19 protein-coding genes are annotated in these 24,755 nt (G+C 74.8%); 7 read left to right on the top strand and 12 right to left on the bottom strand.

Annotation, left to right across the window (positions count from 1 at the left end; translation table 11 throughout):
- Positions 1–3: 3 nt before the first annotated feature.
- From ACLQ2W_RS20240 to mraZ, 3 genes are all read right to left on the bottom strand, one after another.
- The gene (locus ACLQ2W_RS20240) at positions 4–588 is read right to left on the bottom strand and encodes a hypothetical protein (RefSeq protein WP_425787755.1); all 585 of its coding nucleotides are present in this window, start codon (positions 586–588) and stop codon (positions 4–6) included.
- The gene (gene rsmH, locus ACLQ2W_RS20235; RefSeq protein WP_107162627.1) at positions 585–1,643 is read right to left on the bottom strand and encodes a 16S rRNA (cytosine(1402)-N(4))-methyltransferase RsmH; all 1,059 of its coding nucleotides are present in this window, start codon (positions 1,641–1,643) and stop codon (positions 585–587) included. The genes ACLQ2W_RS20240 and rsmH overlap by 4 nt, the downstream gene beginning before the upstream one ends.
- A gap of 204 nt (positions 1,644–1,847) precedes the next feature.
- A complete protein-coding gene (mraZ, locus tag ACLQ2W_RS20230) occupies positions 1,848–2,279 on the bottom strand; it encodes a division/cell wall cluster transcriptional repressor MraZ (RefSeq protein WP_281936599.1) in 432 nt (143 codons plus the stop codon).
- Positions 2,280–2,635: 356 nt separating this feature from the next.
- Here mraZ and ACLQ2W_RS20225 point away from each other — a divergent pair, with 356 nt between their 5' ends.
- From ACLQ2W_RS20225 to ACLQ2W_RS20210, 4 genes are read left to right on the top strand one after another with little or no spacing between them, the layout of a single operon-like run.
- Complete coding sequence (locus tag ACLQ2W_RS20225; protein WP_343447696.1) at positions 2,636–3,883, top strand: MurT ligase domain-containing protein; 1,248 nt, start codon at positions 2,636–2,638, stop codon at positions 3,881–3,883.
- Positions 3,873–4,595, top strand: a complete 723-nt coding sequence (locus tag ACLQ2W_RS20220) for a type 1 glutamine amidotransferase (RefSeq protein ID WP_396859432.1) — start codon at positions 3,873–3,875, stop codon at positions 4,593–4,595. Before ACLQ2W_RS20225 ends, ACLQ2W_RS20220 begins: the two co-directional genes overlap by 11 nt.
- The gene (locus tag ACLQ2W_RS20215; RefSeq protein ID WP_281936602.1) at positions 4,592–5,308 is read left to right on the top strand and encodes a TVP38/TMEM64 family protein; all 717 of its coding nucleotides are present in this window, start codon (positions 4,592–4,594) and stop codon (positions 5,306–5,308) included. The genes ACLQ2W_RS20220 and ACLQ2W_RS20215 overlap by 4 nt, the downstream gene beginning before the upstream one ends.
- A 1-nt stretch (position 5,309) precedes the next feature.
- A complete protein-coding gene (locus ACLQ2W_RS20210; protein WP_425787754.1) occupies positions 5,310–6,071 on the top strand; it encodes a phosphotransferase in 762 nt (253 codons plus the stop codon).
- 234 nt (positions 6,072–6,305) lie between these two features.
- Here the strand turns inward: ACLQ2W_RS20210 and leuS are convergent, their stop codons facing one another.
- Positions 6,306–9,146, bottom strand: a complete 2,841-nt coding sequence (gene leuS / locus ACLQ2W_RS20205; RefSeq protein ID WP_425787753.1) for a leucine--tRNA ligase — start codon at positions 9,144–9,146, stop codon at positions 6,306–6,308.
- Positions 9,147–9,472: 326 nt separating this feature from the next.
- Between leuS and ACLQ2W_RS20200 the strand changes: the two genes are divergently transcribed.
- The 3 genes from ACLQ2W_RS20200 to ACLQ2W_RS20190 are packed head-to-tail and all read left to right on the top strand — an operon-like array spanning position 9,473 to position 14,319.
- Positions 9,473–10,537: an AAA family ATPase gene (locus tag ACLQ2W_RS20200; RefSeq protein WP_425787752.1), complete on the top strand. Its 1,065-nt coding sequence runs from the start codon at positions 9,473–9,475 to the stop codon at positions 10,535–10,537.
- A gap of 1 nt (position 10,538) precedes the next feature.
- Positions 10,539–11,837 (top strand): DUF58 domain-containing protein, encoded by a 1,299-nt coding sequence (locus tag ACLQ2W_RS20195; RefSeq protein WP_425787751.1) that lies wholly within the window; start codon positions 10,539–10,541, stop codon positions 11,835–11,837.
- A 16-nt stretch (positions 11,838–11,853) separates the two neighbouring features.
- Positions 11,854–14,319, top strand: a complete 2,466-nt coding sequence (locus ACLQ2W_RS20190; RefSeq protein ID WP_425787750.1) for a transglutaminase TgpA family protein — start codon at positions 11,854–11,856, stop codon at positions 14,317–14,319.
- Positions 14,320–14,500: 181 nt separating this feature from the next.
- Here ACLQ2W_RS20190 and ACLQ2W_RS20185 read toward each other — a convergent pair whose 3' ends face one another.
- The 8 genes from ACLQ2W_RS20185 to ACLQ2W_RS20150 form a co-directional block, all read right to left on the bottom strand.
- Positions 14,501–14,899 carry a DUF3040 domain-containing protein gene (locus tag ACLQ2W_RS20185; protein ID WP_405090535.1) on the bottom strand — a complete coding sequence of 133 codons (399 nt, stop codon included), beginning with the start codon at positions 14,897–14,899 and terminating at the stop codon, positions 14,501–14,503.
- Positions 14,900–15,014: 115 nt separating this feature from the next.
- The gene (locus ACLQ2W_RS20180) at positions 15,015–16,277 is read right to left on the bottom strand and encodes a DNA polymerase IV (protein ID WP_425787749.1); all 1,263 of its coding nucleotides are present in this window, start codon (positions 16,275–16,277) and stop codon (positions 15,015–15,017) included.
- Positions 16,278–16,349: 72 nt separating this feature from the next.
- The gene (locus ACLQ2W_RS20175) at positions 16,350–17,513 is read right to left on the bottom strand and encodes an alkaline phosphatase family protein (RefSeq protein WP_425787748.1); all 1,164 of its coding nucleotides are present in this window, start codon (positions 17,511–17,513) and stop codon (positions 16,350–16,352) included.
- On the bottom strand, positions 17,510–18,241 hold the full coding sequence (locus tag ACLQ2W_RS20170; RefSeq protein WP_281936617.1) for a methyltransferase domain-containing protein: 732 nt from the start codon (positions 18,239–18,241) through the stop codon (positions 17,510–17,512). The genes ACLQ2W_RS20175 and ACLQ2W_RS20170 overlap by 4 nt, the downstream gene beginning before the upstream one ends.
- 17 nt (positions 18,242–18,258) lie before the next feature.
- Positions 18,259–18,438: a hypothetical protein gene (locus ACLQ2W_RS20165; protein ID WP_089157237.1), complete on the bottom strand. Its 180-nt coding sequence runs from the start codon at positions 18,436–18,438 to the stop codon at positions 18,259–18,261.
- Positions 18,439–18,536: 98 nt separating this feature from the next.
- Entirely contained in the window at positions 18,537–21,917 is a 3,381-nt protein-coding gene (locus ACLQ2W_RS20160) for an error-prone DNA polymerase (RefSeq protein ID WP_425787747.1), read from the bottom strand.
- A gap of 303 nt (positions 21,918–22,220) precedes the next feature.
- Positions 22,221–23,897, bottom strand: coding sequence for a DNA polymerase Y family protein (locus tag ACLQ2W_RS20155; RefSeq protein ID WP_425787746.1), 1,677 nt, complete (start codon positions 23,895–23,897; stop codon positions 22,221–22,223).
- Positions 23,894–24,631, bottom strand: coding sequence for a hypothetical protein (locus tag ACLQ2W_RS20150; RefSeq protein WP_425787745.1), 738 nt, complete (start codon positions 24,629–24,631; stop codon positions 23,894–23,896). The genes ACLQ2W_RS20155 and ACLQ2W_RS20150 overlap by 4 nt, the downstream gene beginning before the upstream one ends.
- Positions 24,632–24,755 lie beyond the last annotated feature (124 nt).

Here is a 24,755-nt window from a genome sequence, read left to right as displayed (position 1 = left end):
CGCTCAGCCTCCGTTGCCCTGCTGGCCGACGCCGGTGGGCGCACCCTCGGCGGGGTGCGGCACACCGATCGTCCGCCCGTCCGGCAGCCGGATGTAGGCCGGGTCCGCCGACTCGACCAGGCCCAGCTTGCGGGCGTTGGCGGTGAGGTTGCCCGGCGCCTTCTGCTCGGCGATCTCCTTCTTCAGCTCCTGCTCGTCCACGTCGAGCTTGGCCTGCTGCTGCTGGAGCTTCTCCAGCCGGAAGGCGTTCTCGTTGATCTTGGTGTTGACCGCCAGGATGCCGAGCACCCCGCCGACCACGAGCACCAGGATCAGCCCGACGAAGGGCGCCCGCGGCACCCGGATCGGCGGCGGCGGGGCGACCCGCAGCCGCGGCGCCGCCGGCGTGGCGACCCGGGTGCGCTCGGCCGGCCGCAGCGCGGCGCTGCCCTCGGTCGGGTACTCGCGCGCCCCCCGGGCGCGGGTCCCCTCCCGACGGTCGGCCGCGGTCGTCGTGGTGTCTCGCATGGTGCGCGCCGTGGTCCGGCCCCCCGACCGCGGTGCGCGCTGCCCGACGGCCCCCCGGCCGTCGCGCTTCTCGACGTTCATGTCCCCTCCCCCTCCTCGTCCGTCCCGTTCCCCGGTTGGTGCATCGCCTTCACCCGGCGGCGGTACCGTTCGCGGTCGGTACGCCCCTGCCTGGTCGCCTCCGGGTCGAGCCGTTCCGCGGCCCGCAGCCGCACCGAGGCGGCCCGCGAGTTCGCGGCCACCTCGGCCTCCCCGGGCAGCTCCGCGCCCCGGCTCAGCAGCCGGAACGTCGGACCCGACCCGGGTAGTTCGACCGGGAGGTCGACCGGGCCCTTGCTGCGGACCCGGTCGGCGAGCGCCTGCTTGGTGAGCCGGTCCTCCAGCGAGTGGTAGGACAGGACCACCAGGCGGCCGCCCACGGTGAGCTTGTCCAGAGCGGCCGGCAGCGCCGTCTCCAGCGCCGCCAGCTCTCTGTTTACCTCGATCCGTAAAGCCTGAAACGTTCTCTTTGCCGGGTGTCCGCCGGTTCGCCGAGCCGGCGCGGGAATCGCGTCCCGCACCAGCTCGGCCAACCGCGCCGACGACGTGATCCGGGACCGCTCCCGCTCCCGGATGATCGCCGAGGCGACCTTCCCGGCGAACTTCTCCTCGCCGTACACCCGCAGCAGCCGGGCCAGGTCCGGGTGGGAGTAGGTGTTGACCACCTCCTCGGCGGTCACCCCCCGGGTCTGGTCCATCCGCATGTCCAGCGGCGCGTCCTGCGCGTACGCGAACCCGCGGTCGGGCGCGTCGAGTTGCAGGGACGAGACGCCGAGATCGAACAGCGCGCTGTCGATCGCCGGGTAGCCGAGCCGGTCGAGCACCTCGGGCAGCTCGTCGTAGACGGCGTGCTCCAGGTGGATCCGGTCGGCGAACCGGGCCAGACGGACCCGCGCGTGGGCGAGCGCCTCGGTGTCCCGGTCCAGGCCGATCAGGACCGTGTCCGGGTGTGCCGTGAGCACCGCCTCGGCGTGCCCGGCCAGGCCGAGCGTGGCGTCGACGTGGACGGTCCGGCCGGGGCGGTCCAGCGCGGGGGCCAGCAGCTCGAGACACCGCTCGAGCAGCACCGGCACGTGCGTGCCGCGAAGCTCCCCCATGTCGACCCCCACCGTTCGAAAACCGTCTGTGTGCACGTGTCCGTCGTCGCCACGACGCCTCGCCATACCGCCAGATCCCCATCCGCTCCCGCCCGCCGGAGGCCGCGGCCCTCCGTCTCGGATCGTGCGCCTGGCACCGGGGAAGGGGTGCCAGGAACTCGAAAGCGGCTGGAGATCTCGCAGTACGTCGGGCGCCGTCACGCCCTACAGACCGCCGGGCAGCACCCCCTCCTCGATGTCGGCGAAGTCGTCTTCGCTCTCCGCGAGGTAGGCCTCCCAGGCCGCCCTGTCCCAGATCTCCACCCGGGTGCTCGCCCCGATCACGACCAGCTCCCGGTCGAGGGCCGCGTACGACCGCAGGTGCCCGGGAATCGTGACCCGACCCTGCTTGTCCGGCACCTCGTCGTGCGCGCTGGCGAAGAAGACCCGGCTGTAGGCCCGGGCCGCCTTGCTGGTCATCGGCTGGGCGCGCAACTGGCCGGCGATCCGCTCGAACTCGGGCATCGGGAAGACGTAGAGGCAGCGCTCCTGCCCTTTGGTGATCACGACACCCCCCGCCAGCTCGTCCCGGAACTTGGCCGGCAGGATCAACCGGCCTTTGTCGTCCAGGCGCGGGGTGTGGGTGCCGAGGAACATCGGCCCAACCCCCTCGCCCTGAGCGGCGTTCGCGGCGCCGCTGACCCCCCGGGCCGGTGTGGCCCTCCCGGCCTCACCATCGCGCCCCACTCTACTCCACTTCCCTCCACCTGCAACCAGAATCGCCTGGTCGGCGCGGCGTTTCCGCGCGCAAAACCGCACGTCAACGCGGGTGGGGCCGAGTGGAGGGGGTGGCCGCCCCCGGCGGGGGTCCGTTACCCGACATCGGACCGCCCCCGTCCGGCCGAACGCGCTCCGGCCGTCCGCCGGACCGTCCTCGGCCGAACGGTTCGCCGTCGGCGGCGATCTGGCGGGAAGCATGGTCCGGTAACCTCGCTCGGGTGACGGACGCGAAGATGCCCTTGCGGGCAAAGGTGGCCAGCTCCGTGTCGCGCACCGCCGCGGCGCTGTCGCGGGCCGCGGGCCGTGGCGACGGCTCGGTGATCGGCGGCTGGATCGGCCTCAAGATCGACCCGGACCTGCTCGCCCACCTCTCGGCCGGGCGGGCCATCGCACTGGTGTCCGGCACCAACGGCAAGACCACCACCACCCGGCTCACCACCGCCGCGGTCGGCGTGCTCGGCCGGGTCGCCTCCAACGCCTTCGGCGCCAACATGCCGACCGGGCACACCTCGGCGCTGGCCAAGGCCGGCAGCACGCCGTACGCGGTGCTGGAGGTGGACGAGCACTACCTGGCCCAGGTGCTGGAGGCGACCGAGCCGCACGTGGTGGCGCTGCTCAACCTCTCCCGCGACCAGCTCGACCGCGCCAAGGAGGTCGCCATGATGGCGCAGCTCTGGCGCGCCGCCCTGGTCCGGCACCCCGACGTGCGGGTGGTGGCCAACGCCGACGACCCGATGGTGGTCTGGGCCGCCACCCCGCCGGCCGACCCGGCCCAGGGTCACGTGCCGCCGCACGTCACCTGGTTCAGCGCCGGCCAGCGCTGGCACGACGACTCGTGGGTCTGCCCCGAGTGCGGCTCCACCATCCAGCGCTCCGGCGGGCAGTGGTGGTGCACCGGTTGCCCGCTGCGCCGCCCCGAGCCGCAGTGGACGGTGGAGGACGACGGTGTGCTCGACCCCACCGGCGCCTGGCACAAGATCCAGCTCCAGCTCCCCGGCAAGGTCAACCTCGGCAACGCGGCCACCGCGCTGGCGGTCGCCGCCGAGTTCGGCGTCCGCCCGGTGGACGCGGTCTCCCGGCTCGGCTCGGTCACCTCGGTGGCCGGTCGCTACGCCCAGGTCGACCGGGACGGGCGCAACATCCGGCTGCTGCTGGCCAAGAACCCGGCGAGCTGGCTGGAGGCGTTCGACATGGCCGACGTCGCGCCGACCCTGCTCTCCATCAACGCGCGCGACCCCGACGGGCTGGACACGTCGTGGCTGTTCGACGTCGACTTCTCCCCGCTGGCCGGCCGGCAGGTGCTGATCACCGGCGACCGGGCGTACGACCTCGCGGTGCGCCTCGACGTCAACGGCGTGCCGTTCCGGCACGTGCGGACGTTCGACGAGGCGGTCCGCGCGGTGCCGCCGGGCCGGCTGGAGGTCATCGCCAACTACACCGCCTTCCAGGACATCCGAGCGGAGCTGGACCGTGTCAACTGAGAGCCTGCGCATCGTCTGGGTCTATCCCGACCTGCTGTCCACCTACGGCGACCGGGGCAACGCGCTGATCCTGGCCCGCCGGGCCCAGCTGCGCGGCATGCCGGTCGAGGTGCTGGAGGTCCGCTCCGACCAGCGGCTGCCCGCCACCGCCGACATCTACCTGATCGGCGGCGGGGAGGACGGCCCGCAGGCGTTGGGCGCCCAGCGCCTGCTCGCCGACGGCGGCCTGCACCGGGCGGTGGCCCAGGGCTCGGTGGTGTTCGGCGTCTGCGCCGGCTACCAACTGCTCGGCACGTCCTTCTTCGCCAAGGGCACCCGCTGCCAGGGGCTGGAGCTGCTCGACCTCTCCTCCGACCGGGGTCCGACCCGGGCGGTCGGCGAGCTGGCCGGCGAGGTCGACCCGCGGCTGGGCATCCCGCACCTGACCGGCTTCGAGAACCACGGTGGCCGCACCCATCTCGGTCCGGGCGTGTCGCCGCTGGCCCGGGTGACCGCCGGGGTCGGCAACGACGGTGCCACCGAGGGTGCGTGGCGGGGCAAGCTGCTCGGCACCTATTCGCACGGCCCGGCGCTGGCCCGCAACCCGGACCTGGCCGACCTGCTGCTGCGCTGGGCGACCGGCATCCACCAGCTCCCCCCGCTCGACGACACCTGGGCCGACCGGCTCCGGTCCGAGCGCCGCGCCGCGGTGGCCGCCGCCGCCCGGGCATGACCGGGGCCGCCCGGCCGGGGCGGCGACCGGCGGTCCGCCGCCTCGTCGGGTTGCTGGGGCAGCCGTCGGCGCGCCGGTTCGGGCTGCTGCTCCTGCTGCTCGCCGGGTTCGGCGTCACACTCCTGCTGGTGCCCCGGCCGGACGCGGCCGACCTGCCCCGGCTCGCCGACTCGCTCGGCGGGTACGCCCCGGTCGCGGCCGTGGTCGGCGGCGCGCTGCTGCTGGTCGCGCTGGTGCCCCGGACGTTCGTCACGCTGGCCTCGGGCGCGATCTTCGGGCCGGTGCAGGGCGCCGCGTACGCGCTCGGCGCGGCGCTGCTCGCGGCGGCGCTCGGCTTCGCGGTCGGCCGGCTGCTGGGCCGGGACTTCGTGGCCGAGCGGGTCCGCGGCCGACTGGCCCGGCTGGACGGCTGGTTCGCCCGGCAGAGCGTGTTCGGGGTGATCACCGTCCGGCTGCTGCCGATCGCCGGCTTCGGGTTGGTCAGCTACGGCTACGGCACCACCGCGGCCCGGGTGCTGCCGTTCCTGGCCGGCAGCGTGATCGCCTCCGCCCCGACCGCCATCGGCTACGCCGCGATCGGCGCGGCGGTGACCAGCCCCGGTTCGATCAACTGGTACGCCGCCGCGCCGGCCAGCCTCGGCCTGATCGCCAGCGTGCTGATCATCCATCGCTGGTGGCGGGCCGAGCGACAACGCCGGCTCGGTCCGAGCTGACGTGGCCGGCACCGGGGAGACGCTGCCCGGCGGATTCATCGCCGAGGTGGTCCGGGTCGGGGACACGGTCCGCCGGACCCGGCCCGCCAACGCCGACTTCGTCGCCGCGCTGCTGGTTCACCTGGCGTCGACCGCGCCCGGGATCGCGCCCGCGTACCTCGGGGTGGACGAACAGGGCCGGCAGGTGCTCTCCCACATCGACGGCGTGGTCCCGTGGCGCGACCGGGAGGAGCCGGCCTTCTTCGCCGACGCGGCGCTGACCGGCCTGGCCGGGCTGGTCCGGGCGCTGCACGACGCCTGCGCCGGCACCGGGCTGGCCGGCGGCGCGGAGACGGTCTGCCACCGGGACCTGTCCCCGAAGAACACGGTGTACCGGGCCGGACCGGTCGGTCCGGTGCCGGTGACGCTGCTGGACTGGGACCTCACCGGTCCGGGTCGGCGCATCGACGACGTGGCGTTCGCCGGCTGGCACTGGGGCACGCTCGGCGGCGACGCCGACCCGGCCGAGCTGGGCCGTCGCTGCCGGCTGCTCTGTGACGCCTACGAGGGCCGGGCCGGTGGGCTGCTCCCCCGGCCCGAGCTGGTCGGCGTCATGCTCGACCAGCTCGACGGCACCTGGCGCGGCATCGACGCCGGCGCGGACCGGGACGCGCCCGGCATGCGCCGGTTGCGCGCCGCCGGGGCGGTCGAGACGGTACGCGGCTGGCACGACTGGCTGCGCCGGCACCGCCCGACGGTCGAGGCCGCGTTGCGCGCGAGGTGACCGCCGGTCCGCCCCGATCCCGCCGTCCGCCGCACCGCCGGGTCCCGGGTCGCCCCCTGCCCCGGGCTGCCCCGCGGGGTTTCCTCGCGTCGCCTGCAAACTTGATGGCGTAGGTGAGTCATCCGGCTCGGCATCCTCCGCGCCGAAAGAGCGACTCATCCACGCCATCAAGTTTGCAGGACGCGGCTACCGACCCGGCCGGCCGGGCTCGTCCCCGCAAGCCCTGACCCGGCCTCAGGCGACGACCGAGACCATCCGGCCCTTCACCACGATCACCTTGCGTGGCTCCTTGCCGGCCAGCACGCCGGCGACCGCCTCCAGCGCGGTCGCGCGGACCACGTCCTCGGGCGCGTCGGCCGGCACCTCGACCCGGCCGCGGACCTTGCCGTTGACCTGCACCGGGTAGGTCACCGACTCGGCCACCAGCAGGGCCGGATCGGCCACCGGGAAGTCCGCGTACGTCAGCGAGGTGTCGTGGCCCAGCCGGCGCCACAGCTCCTCGGCGATGTGCGGGGCGAACGGGGCGACCATCAGCACCAGCGGCTCGGCCACCTCGCGCGGCGTCTCCGCCAGCCTCGTCAGGCCGTTGGTCAGCTCGATCAGCTTGGCGATCGCGGTGTTGAACCGGATCGCGTCCATGTCGACGCGGACCCCGTCGATCACCTTGTGCAGCAGCCGCCGGGTCGCCTCGTCGGCGGGCGCGTCGGTGACCCGCGACGCGCCGGTCCCCTCGTCGACCACCGTGCGCCAGACCCGCTGCAGGAACCGGTACGAGCCGACCACCGCCCGGGTCTCCCACGGACGGGACACCTCCAGCGGGCCCATCGACATCTCGTACACCCGGAACGTGTCGGCGCCGTACGCCGCGCACATGTCGTCCGGGGTGACCACGTTCCGCAGCGACTTGCCCATCTTGCCGTACTCGCGCCGGACCTCCGTCTCGCCGTGGAACCACCGGCCGTCGACCTCGACGACCTCCTCGGCCGGCACGTACGCGCCGCGCGAATCGGTGAACGCGTACGCCTGGATGTAGCCCTGGTTGAACAGCCGGCGGTACGGCTCGAACGAGGAGACGTGCCCCAGGTCGAACAGCACCTTGTGCCAGAAGCGGGCGTACAGCAGGTGCAGCACGGCGTGCTCGGCGCCGCCGACGTACAGGTCGGTTCCCCCGCAGTCGCCGGGCCGCCGCGGGCCCATCCAGTACGCCTCGTTCTCCGGCTCGGCGAAACGGTCGGCGGCGGTCGGGTCGACGTAGCGCAGCTCGTACCAGCAGGAGCCGGCCCACTGCGGCATCACGTTGGTCTCCCGGGTGTACCGCTTCGGCCCGTCACCCAGGTCCAGCTCCACCTCGACCCAGTCGCGTCGCCGCGACAGCGGGGTCTCCGGGTTGCTGGCGGCATCCTCCGGGTCGAACGTCTTCGGCGAGAAGTCGTCCACCTCGGGCAGCTCGACCGGCAGCATCGACTCCGGCAGCGCGATCGGCGCCCCGGTCTCGTCGTACACGATCGGGAACGGCTCGCCCCAGTAGCGCTGCCGGGAGAACAGCCAGTCCCGCAGCCGCCAGGTGGTCGCGCCGACGCCGCGCCCCTCGGCCTCCAGCCAGCCGATGGCCCGGGCCTTCGCGTCGGCCAGCCCCAGGCCGTTCAGGTCCAGGCCGGCCGCGGGCGCGGCGCTGTTGATCCGCGGCCCGTCCCCGGTGTACGCCCCGCCGGTGAACCCCTCCGGCGGCTGCACGGTACGCACCACGGGCAGCTCGAAGACCTCGGCGAACGCGTGGTCCCGCTCGTCCTCGGCGGGCACCGCCATGATCGCGCCGGTGCCGTAGCCGGCCAGCACGTAGTCGGCGATGAAGATCGGCACCGGCGCGCCGGTGACCGGGTGGTCGGCGTAGGCGCCGGTGAAGACGCCGGTCTTCTCCCGGGTGTCGGCCTGCCGCTCCATGTCCGTCTTGGCGGCGGCGGCCTTGCGGTACGCCTCGACCGCCTCGCGCGGGCCCGCGTGCCCGCCGGTCCAGGCGTCCCGGGTCCCCGCCGGCCAGGCCGCCGGCACCAGCGCGTCGACCAGCTCGTGCTCGGGCGCCAGCACCAGGTAGGTGGCGCCGAAGATGGTGTCCGGCCGGGTGGTGAACACCCGCACCGCGGCGGCGTCGGTCGGGAAGTCGATGTGCGCGCCGGTGGACCGGCCGATCCAGTTGCGCTGCATCAGCTTGATCGGCTCGGGCCAGTCCAGCGTGTCCAGGTCGTCCAGCAGCCGGTCGCCGTACGCGGTGATCCGCATCATCCACTGCTTCAGGTTGCGCTTGAAGACCGGGAAGTTGCCCCGCTCGGAGCGACCGTCGGCGGTGACCTCCTCGTTGGCCAGCACGGTGCCCAGCCCGGGGCACCAGTTCACCGGCGCCTCCGAGACGTACGCCAGCCGGTGGTCGTCGACGACGCGGCGGCGCTCGGCCACGGTCAGCTCCGCCCAGGGGCGGCCGTCCGGGGTGGGCCGGGTGCCGCCCTCGAACTCGGCGATCAGCTCGGCCACCGGGCGGGCCCGGCGCGCGTCCGCGTCGTACCAGGAGTTGTAGACCTGCAGGAAGATCCACTGCGTCCAGCGGTAGAACTCGGTGTCGATGGTGGCGACCGAGCGCCGCTCGTCGTGGCCCAGCCCCAGCCGGCGCAGCTGCGCCTTGTACCGCTCGATGTTGGCCACCGTGGTGGTCCGCGGGTGGGTGCCGGTCTGCACCGCGTACTGCTCGGCCGGCAGGCCGAACGCGTCGAAGCCCATCGCGTGCAGCACGTTGTGGCCGGCCATCCGCTGGTAGCGGGCGTAGCAGTCGGTGCCGATGTAGCCCAGCGGGTGGCCGACGTGCAGGCCCGCGCCCGACGGGTACGGGAACATGTCCAGCACGTACAGCTTCTCGGCGCCGGCTCGGGGGTGCCCCGGGTCGGCCAGCGGGCCGGTCGGATTCGGGGCGTGGAAGGTGCCCTCCCGTTCCCAGGTGTCCTGCCAGCGGTGTTCGATCTCCTCGGCCAGGGCGGCGGTGTACCGGAACGGGGGAATGTCGGTGGCCGGTGCGGCTGCCTCACTCATGGCGTCTCCTCAGGTCTGCTGGGGGCACAAAAAAGCCCCTCGCGCAGGAGGGGCGGCCGTGCTGTCGCGCGTTCAGCGCATCAGCACGGCTCGGTAAGAAGCAGGAAGACTCCGGCCATGGGTCGCAGTGTACCCCGGTCCCCCGTCCGGCGAATATTCCGGGCGTAACCGACCGACCACCTGCGGGAGTCGGCGTTCCCGGCAAACATGGTTAGCCTGAGAGGCCAGTGAGATGCGTGCGGCAGACGAGGCTCGGCGTCGCGAACCCAACGGCGGGTCCAGGTGCTCTATACAGAGCTGCCGTTCCGGCGACGAGGAGGAGGCCCGTGACACAACAGACCTGGGACGAGGTGGGCGGTCTGCTGCCGCACGACGAGTTCCGTGCCGCCAGTGAGGCCGTCGTGGCCAACATCGAGCAGGTCATCGAGGGCAAGACGGCCACCGTCCGGCTCGCCCTGGCGGTGCTGCTCGCCGAGGGCCACCTGCTCATCGAGGACGTTCCCGGCGTCGGCAAGACCAAGCTGGCCAAGGCGATGGCCCGTTCCATCGACTGCTCGGTCCGCCGCATCCAGTTCACCCCCGACCTCCTGCCCAGCGACGTCACCGGCGTCAGCGTCTACAACCAGGAGACCCACGACTTCGAGTTCCGCCCCGGCGCGGTCTTCGCCAACCTGGTGGTCGGCGACGAGATCAACCGGGCCTCGCCGAAGACCCAGTCGGCCCTGCTCGAGTGCATGGAGGAGCGGCAGGTCACGGTCGACGGGGTGACCTACCAGCTCCAGACGCCGTTCATGGTGATCGCGACGCAGAACCCGATCGAGATGGAGGGCACCTACCCGCTGCCCGAGGCGCAGCGGGACCGGTTCACCGCCCGCATCGCGATGGGGTACCCGGACCCGAACGCCGAGCTGGCCATGCTGGACGGACACGGCGCCACCGACCCGCTGTCCGGCCTGCGTCCGGTCTCCGACGCGGCCACCGTGCGGCGGCTGATCGGCCACGTCCGCCAGGTGCACGTCGCCGACGCCGTCAAGCAGTACGCGATCGCCCTGGTGACCGCCACCCGGGAGGCGCCCGACCTGCGACTCGGCGCGTCCCCGCGGGCCACGCTGCAACTGCTGCGCACCGCCCGCGCGGTGGCCGCGCTGGAGGGCCGCGACTACGTCCTGCCGGACGACCTCCAAACCCTCGCGGTGCCGGTGCTGGCACACCGGATCATCCCGACCGCGGACGCGCAACTGGCCCGGCGCACCACCGACGCGATCGTCGCCGAGCTGGTGCACCGCCTGCCGTTGCCGCACGACCGGCAGCGCTCCCCGTACGACACCCGGCCCGGCGGTGGCACCGGCAACGGCAACGGCCGGGGGCCGTACGAGCCGCGGAGGCCGTGACGTGCGCGACGGGCTGCGTGGGCTGACCACCCGCGGGCGCTCCTTCCTGGCGGCGGCGGTCGCCGCCGCGCTCTCCGCCGCCATCCTCGGTGAGAAGGACCTGCTCCGGGTGGCCGTCCTGCTCGCCGTCCTGCCGCTGCTGGCCGCCGCGTACGTCGGCCGCAGCCGCTACAAGCTGGCCTGCAACCGCACGCTCGATCCGCACCGGGTGCCGGTGGGCGCCAGCTCCCGGGTGGTGCTGCGGTTGCAGAACCTGTCCCGGCTGCCCACCGGCACGCTGCTGCTGGAGGACCGGCTCCCCTACGCGCTGGGCAGCCGGCCCCGGGTGGTGCTGGAACGGCTCGGCGCGCACCAGGCCAGCTCCGTGGCGTACACGGTCCGGGCCGACGTGCGGGGCCGCTACGACGTGGGCCCGCTGGTGATCCGGCTGACCGACCCGTTCGGGCTGTGCGAGCTGACCCGCTCGTTCCCCAGCACCGACCACCTCACGGTGATCCCCCAGGTCACCCCGCTGCCCGCGGTGCGGCTGCCCGGCGAGTACGCCGGCAGCGGCGACAGCCGGGCCCGCTCGGTGGCCGTGCACGGCGAGGACGACGCGGCCACCCGGGAGTACCGGATGGGCGACGACCTGCGCCGGGTGCACTGGAAGTCGACCGCGCGCACCGGCGAGCTGATGGTGCGCCGCGAGGAGCAGCCCTGGGAGAGCCGGGCGACGGTGGTGTTGGACACCCGCGCCGCCGGGCATCGCGGCGAGGGTCCGACGGCCAGCTTCGAGTGGGCCGTCTCGGCCGCCGCCAGCATCGCCGTGCACCTGCGCCAGGCCGGCTACAAGCTGCGCCTGGTCACCGGCAACGGCGCCGACGTGGGCGCCACCGAGGCCGGCGGCGAGGGGGTGCTCCTCGATCACCTCGCCGAGGTGCACCTCGACCGACGCGGCGAGATCACCACGCTGGTGCAGCAGGTCCGGCAGCGGGCCGACGGCGGCCTGATCATCGCGCTGCTCGGCACGCTCGGCGACGCCGAGGCGGAGCTGCTGGCCGGGCTGCGTGGCAACGGCGCCACCTGCGTGGCGTTCCTGCTCGACAGCAACACCTGGCTGAACCTGGCGCCGAAGGCACGGGCCGAGGCGGAGCGGGCGCACGGCAGTGCCGCGCTCGCCCTGCTGCAGAGCGGCTGGCGGGTGATCGGGGTGGAGCACGGCAGCCGGCTGCCGGCGCTGTGGCCGCAGGCCGGGCGCGGCTCCCAGGGCTTCGCCCTGCGGGCGGCGCTGGCCGAGACCGTCGCCGGAGGCATGCGATGACCGGAAGGGTGGTTCGGTGATCCCGCACCGCAACATCGGCTTCGTCGCCGCGGCGGCGACGCTGCTGGCGGCGGCCCCGCTGTCGGCGATCTTCGAACGCTGGACCTGGCTGGTCCAGGCGGCCATCGTGGTCGCCGTGGTGGCCGGCGCGGCGACGCTGGCCCGGCTGGGGCGGGCCCCGCTCTGGGGCCAGCTGCTGGCCATGCTGGCCGGCCTGACGCTGGGCCTGACGTGGGTCTTCCCGGGCGGCACCGAGGCGTTCGCGTTCGTGCCGACCCCGGCCACGTTCGCCCACTTCGGTGACCTGCTCCAGACCTCGTTGCAGGACATGCGCGGCTACGGCGTCAAGGTGCCCGACGTCGACTCGCTGCTCTTCCTCGCCGTGCTCGGCATCGGCGCGGTGGCCGTGGTGGTGGACGTGCTCGCGGTCGGGCTGCGCCGGCCGGCGCTGGCCGGGCTGCCGATGCTGGCCATCTACTCGGTGCCGGTGGCGGTCTACGTGGACAGCGTCCCGGCCACCCCGTTCGTTGTGGGCGCCGCCGGTTACCTGTGGCTGCTGGTCACCGACAACGTCGACCGGGTGCGCCGGTTCGGTCGCCGGTTCACCGGCGAGGGCCGCGACGTCGACGTCTGGGAGGCGTCGCCGCTGGCCGCGGCCGGCCGTCGGCTGGCCGTGGTCGGGGTGGTGGTGGCGGTGGCGCTGCCGCTGGCCGTGCCGGGGATGACCGGCGGCCTGATGAACAACCTCGGCGCCGGCCCCGGCGACGGCAACGGGCGGCCCGGCCAGGGCGGCAGCACGGGCCGGATCGACCTGTTCGCCGCGCTCAGCGGGCAGCTCAACCAGAGCGAACGGTTCGACCTCGTCAAGGTCACCACCAACGAGCCGAACCCGTTCTACCTGCGCCTCGGCGTGGTGGACGATCTGCGGCCGAGCGGCTTCCAGGCGCGCGTGCCCAGTGGGCAGCCGGTCACCCGCGGCCTGCCCGACCCGGCCGAACGCGCGCCCCGCGGGGTCGAGCAGCAGCGCTACCGCGCCACCGTCGAGGTGACGAAGAACCTGAACATGCCACTGATGCCGGTCTACGCCGAGCCGGTGAAGACCGATGACCTGGCCGGCAACTGGCGCTACGACCCGCAGCAGCAGATTGTGTTCTCCAGCCGCGACAACGCCCGCGGCAAGCGCTACTCCTTCGACTACGTACGGTCGACGTTCAGCCCGGCGGCGCTGCGCGCCGCGCCGTCCCTGCCGTCGGACAGCGCGGTGCTGCGCCAGCAGACCGTCACCCCGTCGGTCCCGGCCGTCGACCGGCTGGTCGAACGGCTGGTGAAGGGCCGGCAGACCGACTACGACAAGGTCCGGGCGGTCTACGACTACTTCTCGGTGGAGAACGGGTTCACCTACGCGCTCTCCACCCGCGCCGGCAGCAGCGGGGACGACATCACCGACTTCCTGGCCACCAAGGTCGGCTACTGCCAGCAGTACGCGGCGGCCATGGCCTGGCTGGTGCGGGCGGCCGGCGTACCGGCCCGGGTGGCGGTGGGGTTCACCAACGGCAGCAACGGCGGCGACGGCTCCTACGTGCTGACCAACCAGAACCTGCACGCCTGGACCGAGGTCTACTTCGGTGGGATCGGCTGGGTGCCGTTCGACGCCACCCCGGCGGCGAGCATCCCGGGTTCGGTGCGGTCGGCCTGGGCCCCGGACACCGACGCCCCGGAGGAGGTCACCCCCGCGCCGGGCAGCAGCGCCGCACCCGACGCGACCGACCCGTCGGCCGGCCCGAACGAACCGGACCGCCTGGACAAGGACGCCGACCAGGGCCTGGCGGTCGGTGAGAACGGGCCGACCCGGCAGGACCGGGTCTGGCCGTGGTGGCTGGCCGGGGTGCTCGCGCTGCTGGCGCTGCTGGCCGTGCCGGCCCTGCGCCGCTCCGCGCTGCGTCGTCGGCGGCGGGTCCGGGCGACCCTGCCGGCGGCCACCGCGGTGGCCGTGCCCGGGCAGCGGGGCCGCGACCCCGAGATGGTGGTCGGGGTGGACGCCGAGGCGGCCCGCGCCGACGCGCACGCCGCGTGGGACGAACTGCTCGACACGCTTGTCGACTTCCAAGTGCCGGTGGACGGCACGGAGACGCCGCGGGCCACCGCCGAGCGGTTGAGCCGGGAGGCGCTGGTCGAGGACGCCGGCGCGGTGACCGGGGTACGGCTGCTGGGTCGGGCCGAGGAGCGGGCCCGGTACGCCCGTGACCCGCTGACCGACGCCGAGTTGCAGCCGGCCTTGCGGACGGTCCGGGGAGCGCTCGCCGCCCGGGCGGACCGGCGGACCCGACTGCTGGCGGCGGTGCTGCCGCCGTCGGTGCTCGCGCGGTGGCAGAACGCCCTGGCCGAGCGGTCGGCCCGCCTGGTCACCGTCACCGGGCAGGCCCGGCAGCGAATGCTGCGCTGGAACCCACGTCGCCTGCTGGCCAACCGCCCCGCCCGCTGACCCCTCCCCTCCCCTCCCCTCGCAGATTCACGGAAAGAGTGGTTATCCGGGCCCGGATAACCACTCTTTCCGTGAATCAGGGGAACAACGCACGGGGTGGGGGTGACGCGGCGAATGCGCTTGCCGGCACACGCCGGCAAGCGTCCGTCGCGGCCCCGCCCGGGTCAGGGGCGGGGCGTGGTCAGCGGTGGCCCTCCGGGCGCTGCCGCCAGCGGTCCTCCATCCGATCGAGGAAGGAGCCCCGGCGGCCACTGCGGCCACGGGGACGACGCCGACTTGTCGTTGTGCCGCCCACCACGTGCAGGTCGGGCGACTGGGACTTGCGGTGCGACTGCACCGCGTAACCCAACGAGGCCAGCATGACGACGAAGCCCGCCACGGCCACCGCAGGAATCTTGATCACGGCACCGTAGATCAACAGTGCCAGACCAGCGACGACCACGCCGGCAGCGACGAGCACGCGACGCCGCGCGTGGAAACGCGGGTCGCTGGCGCGCACGGCCGAGGCGAACTTGGGATCCTCGGCAAGCGACCGCTCGATCTGCTCGAACAGCCGCTGCTCGTGCTCCGAGAGCGGCACGGCACTCCTCCCCGGTCACGTTGGTCGGCCCGGTCGGGCCGACAGACCGTGGCAGCCAACCGGCTGCTTACCCGCAAGTCTACGAGGGGGCTCGCGCGTCGGAAAGCGGGACGACCTACGGCCGGGTCGGTTTTTCGACTTGTCGTGGATCGCGCCGGCCGAGAAGACTGGCCGGACCTATGACGGACCGCCCGAAACGGGCGGCCGCCGCGTCCGCCGCCGCTTCCGCCTCCCGCCACCCCCGCTCCGGCGCACCCAGGGTGAGCTGCTGCGGCGTCTCCTCCGCCGCGGCCAACCCCTCCATCCGTACGCCGACCAGGCGAACCGCCTCGCCAGGGGCGAGAGCGAGCCAGAGCGCCCAGGCCGTGTCGAACATCTCCCGTGCGGTATCGGTCGGCACGCCGAGCGTGCGGGAACGACTGATCGTGCGGAAATCGGCGAACCGGACCTTCAGTGACACCGTGCGACCCACCTGACCGGCCGCCCGCAGCCGGGCGCCCGCCTTCTCGGCCAGGGCGAGCAGCGCGCGCCGGATCTCGACCGGGTCGGTGACGTCGGTGTCGAACGTGACCTCCGCCCCGATCGACTTCTCCACCTGCTCCGGGGAGACCCCGCGCGGGTCCCGCCCCCGGGCCAGCTCGTGCAGGTGCGTCGCGGACGCCTCGCCCACCGCCCGGCGCAGCAGACCGGCCGGCGCCTCCGCCAGGTCGCGCACCGTACGCAGGCCGAGCCGGCGCAACGCCTCCGCCGAGCGTTCCCCCACCCCCCACAGCGCCGACACCGGCAGCGGGTGCAGGAAGTCCAGCACCCGGTCGGCGGGCACCACGAGCAGGCCGTCCGGCTTGGCCCGGGTGGAGCCCAGCTTGGCCACGAACTTCGTCGGCCCCACCCCGACCGAGCAGGTCAGCCGCTGTTCCTCGGCCACCCGGCGACGGATCAGCGCGGCGATGGCCGCCGGTCGCCCGAACAGCCGGCGGGCACCGGCCACGTCGAGGAACGCCTCGTCCAGGGAGAGCGGCTCGACCAGCGGGGTGACGTCCCGGAAGATCTGCATGACCGCCCGGGACGCGGCCGAGTAGGCGGTGAAGTCGGGCGGCAGGTAGACCGCGCCCGGACAGAGCGCCCGCGCCCGGGCGGTGGGCATCGCGCTGCGGACCCCGAACTCCCGGGCCTCGTAGCTGGCGGAGCTGACCACGCCGCGTGGCCCGACGCCGCCCACCACCACCGGCCGGCCTCGCAGCTCGGGGCGGCGACGCACCTCCACCGAGGCGAAGAACGCGTCCATGTCGACGTGCAGGATGGAACAGCCGGTGTCGTCGGCGTCCGGCCCGAAGCGCGGGTCACCGCCGCCCCGGGGCAACGACTGGCTGCGGCCCATGCCCCGCAGGCTAGCCCGCCGGTCCGACAACCCCGCCGGTCAGCCCCGTCCGGCCGGGCGCGGCCGGACCGGTCAGCCCCGGACCACCAGCAGCGGGACGGTCATCTCCGCGGCGGTGTCCGCGCCGTGGTACGCCACCAGCCGCGACACCATCGGCGGCTCGGACCGGGTGGCGACCACCGCGTACGTGTCCCGGCAGACCACCACCACGTCACCGATCCGGGCCAGGTGTGCCTCCGGCACCGGCCCGAACCAGCCGGTGGCCACCGCCTCCGCCCGGGTCAGCACGTCGGCCGCCCCGCCCAGCACCCCACGCCAGGCGGCCACCACGTCGGCCTCGCCGCCCGGCTCGACGTGCAGGTAACGGACCCGGGGCTCGCCGGCCACCACCCGCACCCCGGCCCGCAGCCGGGGATCGGCGTCCAGGTCGATCCGGTGCCCCACGGGAATGTCGAGCTGGCCGTGGTCGGCGGTGACCAGCAGCGCGGCGTCCGGCGGCAACCCGTCCAGCAGGCGGGCCAGCAGCGCGTCCACCTCGGTGGCCGCCGTCCGCCAGGGCGCGGAGTCGACGCCGCTGAGGTGCCCGTGCCGGTCCAGGTCGGGGTGGTAGCCGGAGACCAGCGTGGGCCCGACGCCGGCGGCCAGCGCGGTGAGCATCCGGGTGGCGAGCGCGTCGATCCCGGCCGCGCCCCGGTAGTCGCCGCCCCGGTTGGCGGCCAGCGTCAGGCCACTGCCGGCGAACTCGGGGCGGCTCACCACGGTCACCGCCACGCCGGCGGCGCGGGCCCGCTCGTACCAGGTGGGGACCGGTTGCCAGCGGACCGGGTCGGGGTCGCCGGCCCAGTCGACGTGGGTGAGCACCCGGTCGGTGCCGGGCACCCGGACCGTGAAGCCGAGCACGCCGTGCGCGCCCGACGGGGCGCCGGTGCCGAGGCCGACCAGGCTGGTCGGGGTGGTGGAGGGGAAACCCACGGTGAGCGGCGTGCCGGTGGTGGCGGCCAGCCCGGCCAGCGTCGGCGCGTACCGGGCGGCGGTGGGGATCTGGTGCCAGCCGAGGCCGTCGACGAGCAGCACGGCGATCCGGCGGACCCCGGCGAGCCGGGGCGTCAGGTCGAGCCGGTCGACCGCACCGGGCACGCCGAGCAGCGACAGCGCGCTGGGCAGCACGTCGACCAGGCCGCCGCCGTCGTAGCGGGGCGCGACCCGGTCCAGTGGGGCCGGGACCGGGCCGGTCATGCCGGGCGGCGGGCGAACAGGTGCAGTTGGGCGGCCAGGTCCCGGTACGGCGACCGTCCGGCCAGGGCCCGTTCCAACTCCACCAGGGCGGCCGGCTGACCGTCGGCCACGGCGGCCGGCAACAGGTCGGCGAGCACGCGTACGCCGTGGATCTCCTCGACGACGAGCCCGGCGGCGGTGAGCAGCGCGGTCGCGCCGTCGGCGTCGTAGCGGCGGCGCAGCGTGTCCCGGCCCCCGGCGGTGCCGTGCGGGTCGGCGGCGAGCGCGGCGGCGGCGTCGAGCTGCCCGTTCATCGCCCGGCCGAGCACCGCGGCGGCCCGCGCGGCGACCAGCACGCTGGCCGCGCCGCCGGGACGCAGCGCGGCGACCAGCGCCGCCGTCACCGGCTGCGGGTCGTCGACCACCTCCAGGACGGAGTGGCAGAGCACCAGGTCCACCGAGGCCGGTTCGACCAGCCCGGCGAGCGCGTCGGCGTCGCCCTGCGTCGCGCGTACCCGATCGGCGACCCCGGCCTCGGCGGCCCGGCGGGTCAGCGCGGCGAGCGCGTCGGGGCTGGCGTCGACCACGGTGACCCGGTGGCCGGCCTCGGCGAGCGGGACGGCGAAGCCGCCGGTCCCGCCGCCGACGTCGAGCACGGCGAGCCGTTCGTCGGCCCGCCGGCTCAGCTCGGCCCGGAGCACCGACCAGATCACGGCGGTGCGGGGGGTGAGGGTTCGGGTCTGCTCCACCCCGCCGAGCCTAGGGGTCAGGACTCGCCGCCGCCGGCCGGGTCCTCCTCGGCGCGGGAGCGCTGGGCGTTGGCCACCGGGCCGTCGGTCACCTGGTGCTCGCGCGGCTCGATCTCGTGGGTGGGCGCCCACCCGGCGCCGAGCCGGGTCCGTCGGGCGTTGGCCACGCCACCGGGGTACGTGCTGTGAAAGGTCATCTGGTTCATCCCCCATACCCGGGTGGGCCGCTCTGCCCACCCGTGTCCGGGAGTCTCCCGTGTCCGGCCCCGGGAAACCGTAATGTGGATCACTACGGTCAACGGAAATCCCGGGACGCCGGCGTGACGGGCGGCTCGATCGCGTCCAGCCGGTCCGCGGTGAGGTTCGTGACGCCCTCGTGCCGCTGCAACCGGCCCCGCACCACCAGCGCGCCGCTGGTGCGGGCGATTCGACGGTATCTCTGCCACAGCCCCGGCGAACACGTGACGTTGAGCATGCCGGTCTCGTCCTCCAGGTTGAGGAACGTGACCCCGCCGGCGGTCGCCGGCCGCTGCCGGTGGGTGACGATCCCGCCGACCCGGATCCGCTGCCCGGGCGGCACCTGGCCGAGGCGGGCGATCGGCACCGCGCCCAGCGCGTCCAGCCGGCCCCGGATGAACCGGGCCGGGTGGCTCTCCGGGGACAGGCCGGTGGCCCAGACGTCGGCGACCAGCCGGTCCACCGCCGCCATGCCGGGCAGCGTGGGCGGGTCCGCGCCGGTCACCGTGCCGGGCAGCCGGCCGGGTCGGTCCTGGGCCGCCGCGCCGGCGGCCCAGAGCGCCTGCCGCCGGGTCAGCCCGAAACCGGCGAACGCGTCCGCGGTGGCCAGCGCCTCCAGCTGCGCGGCGGTCAGACCGGTCCGTCGGGCCAGGTCCGGCATGTCCCGGTACGGCCCGTGCGCGGCCCGCTCCGCCTCGATCCGCTCGGCCGCGTCGTCGCCGAGGGTACGGACGCTGCCCAGCCCGAGCCGGACCGCCGGCCCGCCCAGCCCCCAGGCGTGCGGCGGCTCCCCCGGCAGGCTCCCCCACCGGGTCTCCGGCATCGACTCCAGTACCGCCTTGGCGCCGCTGGCGTTGATGTCCGGCCGGCGCACCTCCACCCCGTGCCGGCGGGCGTCGTCGGCAAGCGTCTGCGGCGAGTAGAAGCCCATCGGCTGGGCGTTGAGCAGCGCGGCCAGGAACGGGCCCGGGTGGTAGCGCTTCAGCCACGAGCTGGCGTAGACCAGGTACGCGAAGCTCATCGCGTGGCTCTCCGGGAAGCCGTAGCTGGCGAACGCGGTGAGCTTGCGGTAGACGTCGTCGGCCAGCTCCCCGGTGATGCCCCGCTCGGCCATCCCGGCGTAGAGCCGGTCGGCGATCCGGGCCATCCGCTCCACCGAGCGTTTCGCGCCCATGGCCCGGCGCAACTGGTCCGCGCCGGCCGCGTCGAAGCCGGCCAGGTCGATGGCGAGCTGCATGAGCTGCTCCTGGAACAGCGGCACACCGAGCGTCTTCTCCAGCGCGTTGCGCATCAGCGGGTGCGCGTACGTGACCGGCTCCTGGCCGTTCTTGCGCCGGATGTACGGGTGCACCGAGCCGCCCTGGATCGGGCCGGGCCGGATCAGCGCCACCTCCACCACCAGGTCGTAGAACTCGCGGGGCTTGAGCCGGGGCAGCGTGGCCATCTGGGCCCGGCTCTCCACCTGGAACACGCCGACCGAGTCGGCCCGGCAGAGCATGTCGTAGACCTCGGGGTCGTCGAGCGTCATCCCGCCCAGGTCCAGGCTCATCCCGATCATGTCGTAGCCGTAGTGCAGCGCGGACAGCATGCCGAGGCCGAGCAGGTCGAACTTGACCAGGCCGACAGCGGCGCAGTCGTCCTTGTCCCACTGGAGCACGCTGCGGCCGGGCATCCGGCCCCACTCCACCGGGCACACCTCGATCACCGGCCGGTCGCAGATCACCATGCCGCCGGAGTGGATGCCCAGGTGCCGGGGGAACGTCTGCAACTCGTTCGCGTACGCGACCACCTGCTCGGGGATGTCCGCCACGTCGACCGCGGCGACCGAGCCCCACCTGTCGATCTGCTTGCTCCAGGCGTCCTGCTGGCCGGGCGAGAAGCCGAACGCCTTCGCCACGTCCCGCACCGCCGACCGGGGCCGGTACGAGATGACGTTGGCGACCTGGGCGGTGTGCTCCCGGCCGTAGCGGGCGTAGACGTGCTGGATCACCTCCTCCCGCCGGTCGGACTCGATGTCCACGTCGATGTCGGGCGGGCCGTCCCGTTCCGGGGCGAGGAACCGCTCGAACAGCAGCCGGTGCCGGACCGCGTCCACGTTGGTGATGCGCAGCGCGTAGCAGACCGCCGAGTTGGCCGCCGAGCCCCGCCCCTGGCAGTAGATGTCCTGTTCGCGGCAGAACGTGACGATGTCGTAGACCACCAGGAAGTAGCCGGGGAAGCCCAGCTCGTCGATCATCCGCAGCTCGTGCTCCAGTTGCGCGTACGCCTCCGGGTGCGCCTCGGGCGGGCCGTAGCGCTCCCGGGCGCCGTCCATGGTCAGCCGCCGCAGCCAGCTCATCTCCGTGTGCCCGGCCGGCACCGGGTACGCCGGCAGTTGCGGCGCGACCAGGTGCAGGTCGAACGCGAGTTCCGCGCCGAACTCGGCGGCCCGCGCCACCGCCCCCGGGTACGCGGCGAACCGCGCCGCCATCTCCGCGCCGCTGCGCAGGTGGGCGGTGGCCGCGGCGGGCAGCCAGCCGTCGATCTCGTCGAGGCTGCGCCGGGCCCGCACCGCCGCCAGGGTGGTGGCCAGCCGACGTCGCCCCGGCGTGGCGTAGTGCACGTTGTTGGTGGCCACGGTGGGCAGCCCGGCGGCGGCGGCCAGCTCGGCCAGCGCGTCGTTGCGGTCGGCGTCGACCGGGTGGCCGTGGTCGGTCAGCTCCACCGCCACCGTCTCCGCGCCGAACAACGCGGTCAACCGGTCCAGTTCCCGGGCCGCCGCGTCGACCCCGTCGGTGAGCAGCGCGGCCGGCACGTGCCCCTTGCGGCAGCCGGTGAGCACCAGCACGTGGTCCTTCAGCTCGGCGGCGATCTGCTCCAGCTCGCCGTAGACCGGGCGGCCCTTCTCCCCGCCGCGCAACTGGGCCCGGGAGATGGTGGCGGCGAGGCGCGCGTACCCCTCGTGGCCGTGCGCGAGCACCAGCAGGTGCCGGCCGAGCGGGTCGGGTTCGCCGTTCTGCGGGCCGGGCAGCCCGAGCGACAGCTCCGCCCCGAAGATCGTCGGCAGCCGCAGCGCGCGGGCCGCCTCGGCGAAGCGCACCACGCCGTAGAAGCCGTCGTGGTCGGTGACGGCGAGCGCGGTGAGCCCCAGCCGGGCCGCCTCCTCGGCCATCTCCTCGGGATGGCTGGCCCCGTCGAGGAAACTGAAGTTGGAGTGCGCGTGCAGCTCGGCGTAGGGCACCGTGCCGTCCGGGCGGGTCAGCTCCGGCGGCCGGTACTCCGCACGGCTGCGGCTCCAGGCCGGGGCGTCACCGCCGTCGGCGTCGACCGCGAGCGGGTCCACCACGTGCAGGTGCCGCTCACCCCTGTCCTGCTCGCCCGTGTCCTGCTCACCCGTGCCCCGCCCGGAGAGCACCCGCTCCAGCGTCGTCCAGGGCATCTTCGGGTTGTGGAAGCTCACCCCACGCTCCCTCGCCCGCTGCCTGCCGAGATCTTGGAAGATGCCGGCCCCCCGGAGGGCCACAAACTTCCAAGATCTCCCGTGCCGACCAGACGCGTCGTCCGAAGGCCGACCCACGATTGCCTACAAACTTGATGGCACGGACGAGTCACGGCGACAGCGGGAACAGCAGCCACGGCGACAGTGACGGCAGGCACGGCAGCAGCCGGGCACCGCGATCCGTTTACGCCATCAAGTTCGTAGCCTCCGGCGAGCGGAAGTCGGCGCGGCACGGCGGCACGCCACCGGGCCGGGGCGGGCCGCTCAGTCATAGATGGCCTCCACCAGCCACTGCCCGCCCTCGACGGCGAGCAGCAGGGCCGTGCCGTCGACCAGGCAGACCTGGAACCGCGCCCGGCGACGCGCCTCGGCCGGCGCCCACCAGCGCTCGTCAACCGGCCACGGGCCGACCCATCCGGTGATCTCGGCCGGCCGGCCGGTGCCCACGGTCAGCCGGGCCGGTGCCGCGCTGACCGCCAGCCGGGCGCTCACCACGACCGGTTCACCTGTCGCGTCGTGCACCTCGGCCGCCAACGGGGTGGGCAGCACCACGGCCGGCGCCGGCGGCGGGATCCGCCCCGGCCACGGCGGCTCGGGCACCGCCCTGGCCCGGCCGGCCCGGCGACCGGCCCGCACCGCCCTCCGGCCCGAATCGGCGGACCCGACGGATGGTGTGGCGCCCGGCGGCGGGAGGGCCGGCAGGGGTGGCGGGCCGGGACGGGCGGGCACCCGCTCGTCGCCCCACGGGACCAGACGCACCTGGTCGGCCGGGGAGCGCCCCCCACCCAGGACGGCGGTGACCACCGCCTCGGGGCCGAGGATGCCCTGCACCCGGTTCAACGCGCGGTGCGCCCGCTCCCGCTCCGCGCCGGTCTCCCCCCACAGCCCCGGTTGCAGGCCGGCCTGGGCGAGCACCCCGTCCGGCACCAACCGCAGCCGGATGATGCCGGCGGTCGGGCGGGCCGGGCGGGCCCCACCCCGGCCGTTGCTGCCGGAGAGCCACCCGTCGAGCTGCCAGCGGACCCGGTCGGCGATGGCCGCGGCGGTGAGCAGGCCGTCGTGCCGCCAGACCCGGTGCAGTTCCTGGCCGTGCGCGGTGACCGCCTCGATCCCGAGCCGGGTGCAGGCCAGCCCGTACGCGGCGAGCCGCTCGTGCAGTCGCTCGGCCAGCGTCCGCGCGGCGAACGCGGCGGCGTCGACCCGGTCGATCGGCTCGTCGTGCTCGGCGGTGACGGTCAGGTCGGCGGGTGGTTGCCGGACCGCGAGCGGTCGGTCGTCCCGCCCGGCGGCGAGCCGGTGCGCCAGCGCCCCGTCGAAGCCGAACCGGGCCAGGACGTCCCCGGCGGGCAGCGCGGCGAAGTCACCGAGGGTGCGTACGCCGAGGCGGCGCAGTAGGTCGACCAGGGCGGGCCGGCCGAGCGCCTCGACCGGCCGGGTGGCCAGGAACGCCGCGGTGCCGCCCGGGGGCACGATCCGCCCCTCCCGGGCGGCCAGGCCGGCCGCGAAGACCCCGTCGGCGATGCCGACCTGGCTCTCCACCGCGCAGCTCTGGGCCACGTGCTCGACGATCCGTTCGGCCGCCGCCTCCTCACCGCCGAGGTAGCGGCTCGGCCCCCGGGCGGCGGTCGCGCAGGCGCCGGGACGGATCACCTCGACGCCGGCGACCACCTCCTCGACGGCGGCCACCACCGGCTCGAACGCCCGCGCGTCCCGCCCGGGATCGTGGTCGACCACGGTGACCTGCGGGCAGCGGCCCTGGGCCTCCCGCCGGCGCAGCCCGCGCCGGATCCCCTCGGCCCGGGCCCGCTCGGAGCAGGCCACCACCCGGTTGGCGTGCAGCACCACGACCGGGTCGGTGGCGGGCACGCCGTCGACGATCTCGGCGGCAAGGACGGGCCAGTCCGGGCACCACAGCAGCAGCGCCCGCGCCGGGGCGCTCACGGCCCGGCCACCGGGGCGACCACGCGCAGCCGGCGGCCCGGGGCGGCGGGGATGCCGGACCCGACCGAGCGGGGAATCACCCGGGTCAGCTCGTCGCCGGGCAGCCACACCTTGATCTCCTTGGGCCGGGCGGCGGCACCCCGGCCACGGGCCGAGACGGTCACCTCGCGGCGGCGCAGCCGCCCGCGCCCCGGCCCGAGCCCCTGCCAGACGCCCCGGACCACCTGGAGCGTCACGTCCGCACCGTCCCACCGGCCGTACGGGACCAGCACGCTGCCACGTTGCCGGGCCCGGGCGGCCAGCCGGGCGGAGACCGAGGCGGAGACCGCGGCCGGCACGGCGGTGACCACCACGTCGACCCCGTCGATGAGCGCGGCGACGACGGTGGGCCACTCCGGCCCGGGATCGGGCACCAGGGCGAGCCGGTCCAGGGCGATCCCGGCCTCGGCCGCCGCGCCGGCCCCGAACGTGGGCACGCCGACCACGGCGCACCACGAGCCGGCCCGGGACGCCTCGGCGAGCAGCGCGAGGATCAGCGAGGTGGCGCCGCTGTGCCGGGGTCGGCCGACGCCGACCGCGACGGTGCTGCCGCGTCGCAGCCCACGGTTGGGCAGCAGCCCGGTCAGCTCGGCCCGGACGGGGAGCACCCGGTGGCCACCGGCCGCGTCGGGCGCGCTCGCCGGACGCACCAGCTCGGCCAGGGCGGCGGAGCCGACCACCATGCGGCCCGCCATCGGACCAACCCCCCGTCGTGTTTTCGCCACGGGCCGGCCCGTGGTTGGTGCTGTGGATCATGTGGTGCGCTGGACCGTGTGGTGCGGCGTCCGGCCCCCCGGGTCCCGCCGATGGCGGCCGGAC

This window comes from Micromonospora sp. DT227, assembly GCF_049841835.1.
GTDB lineage: Bacteria > Actinomycetota > Actinomycetes > Mycobacteriales > Micromonosporaceae > Micromonospora.
The sequence above is the reverse complement of the archived record's forward strand: the minus strand, read 5'-3'. Positions and strand labels throughout refer to the sequence as shown.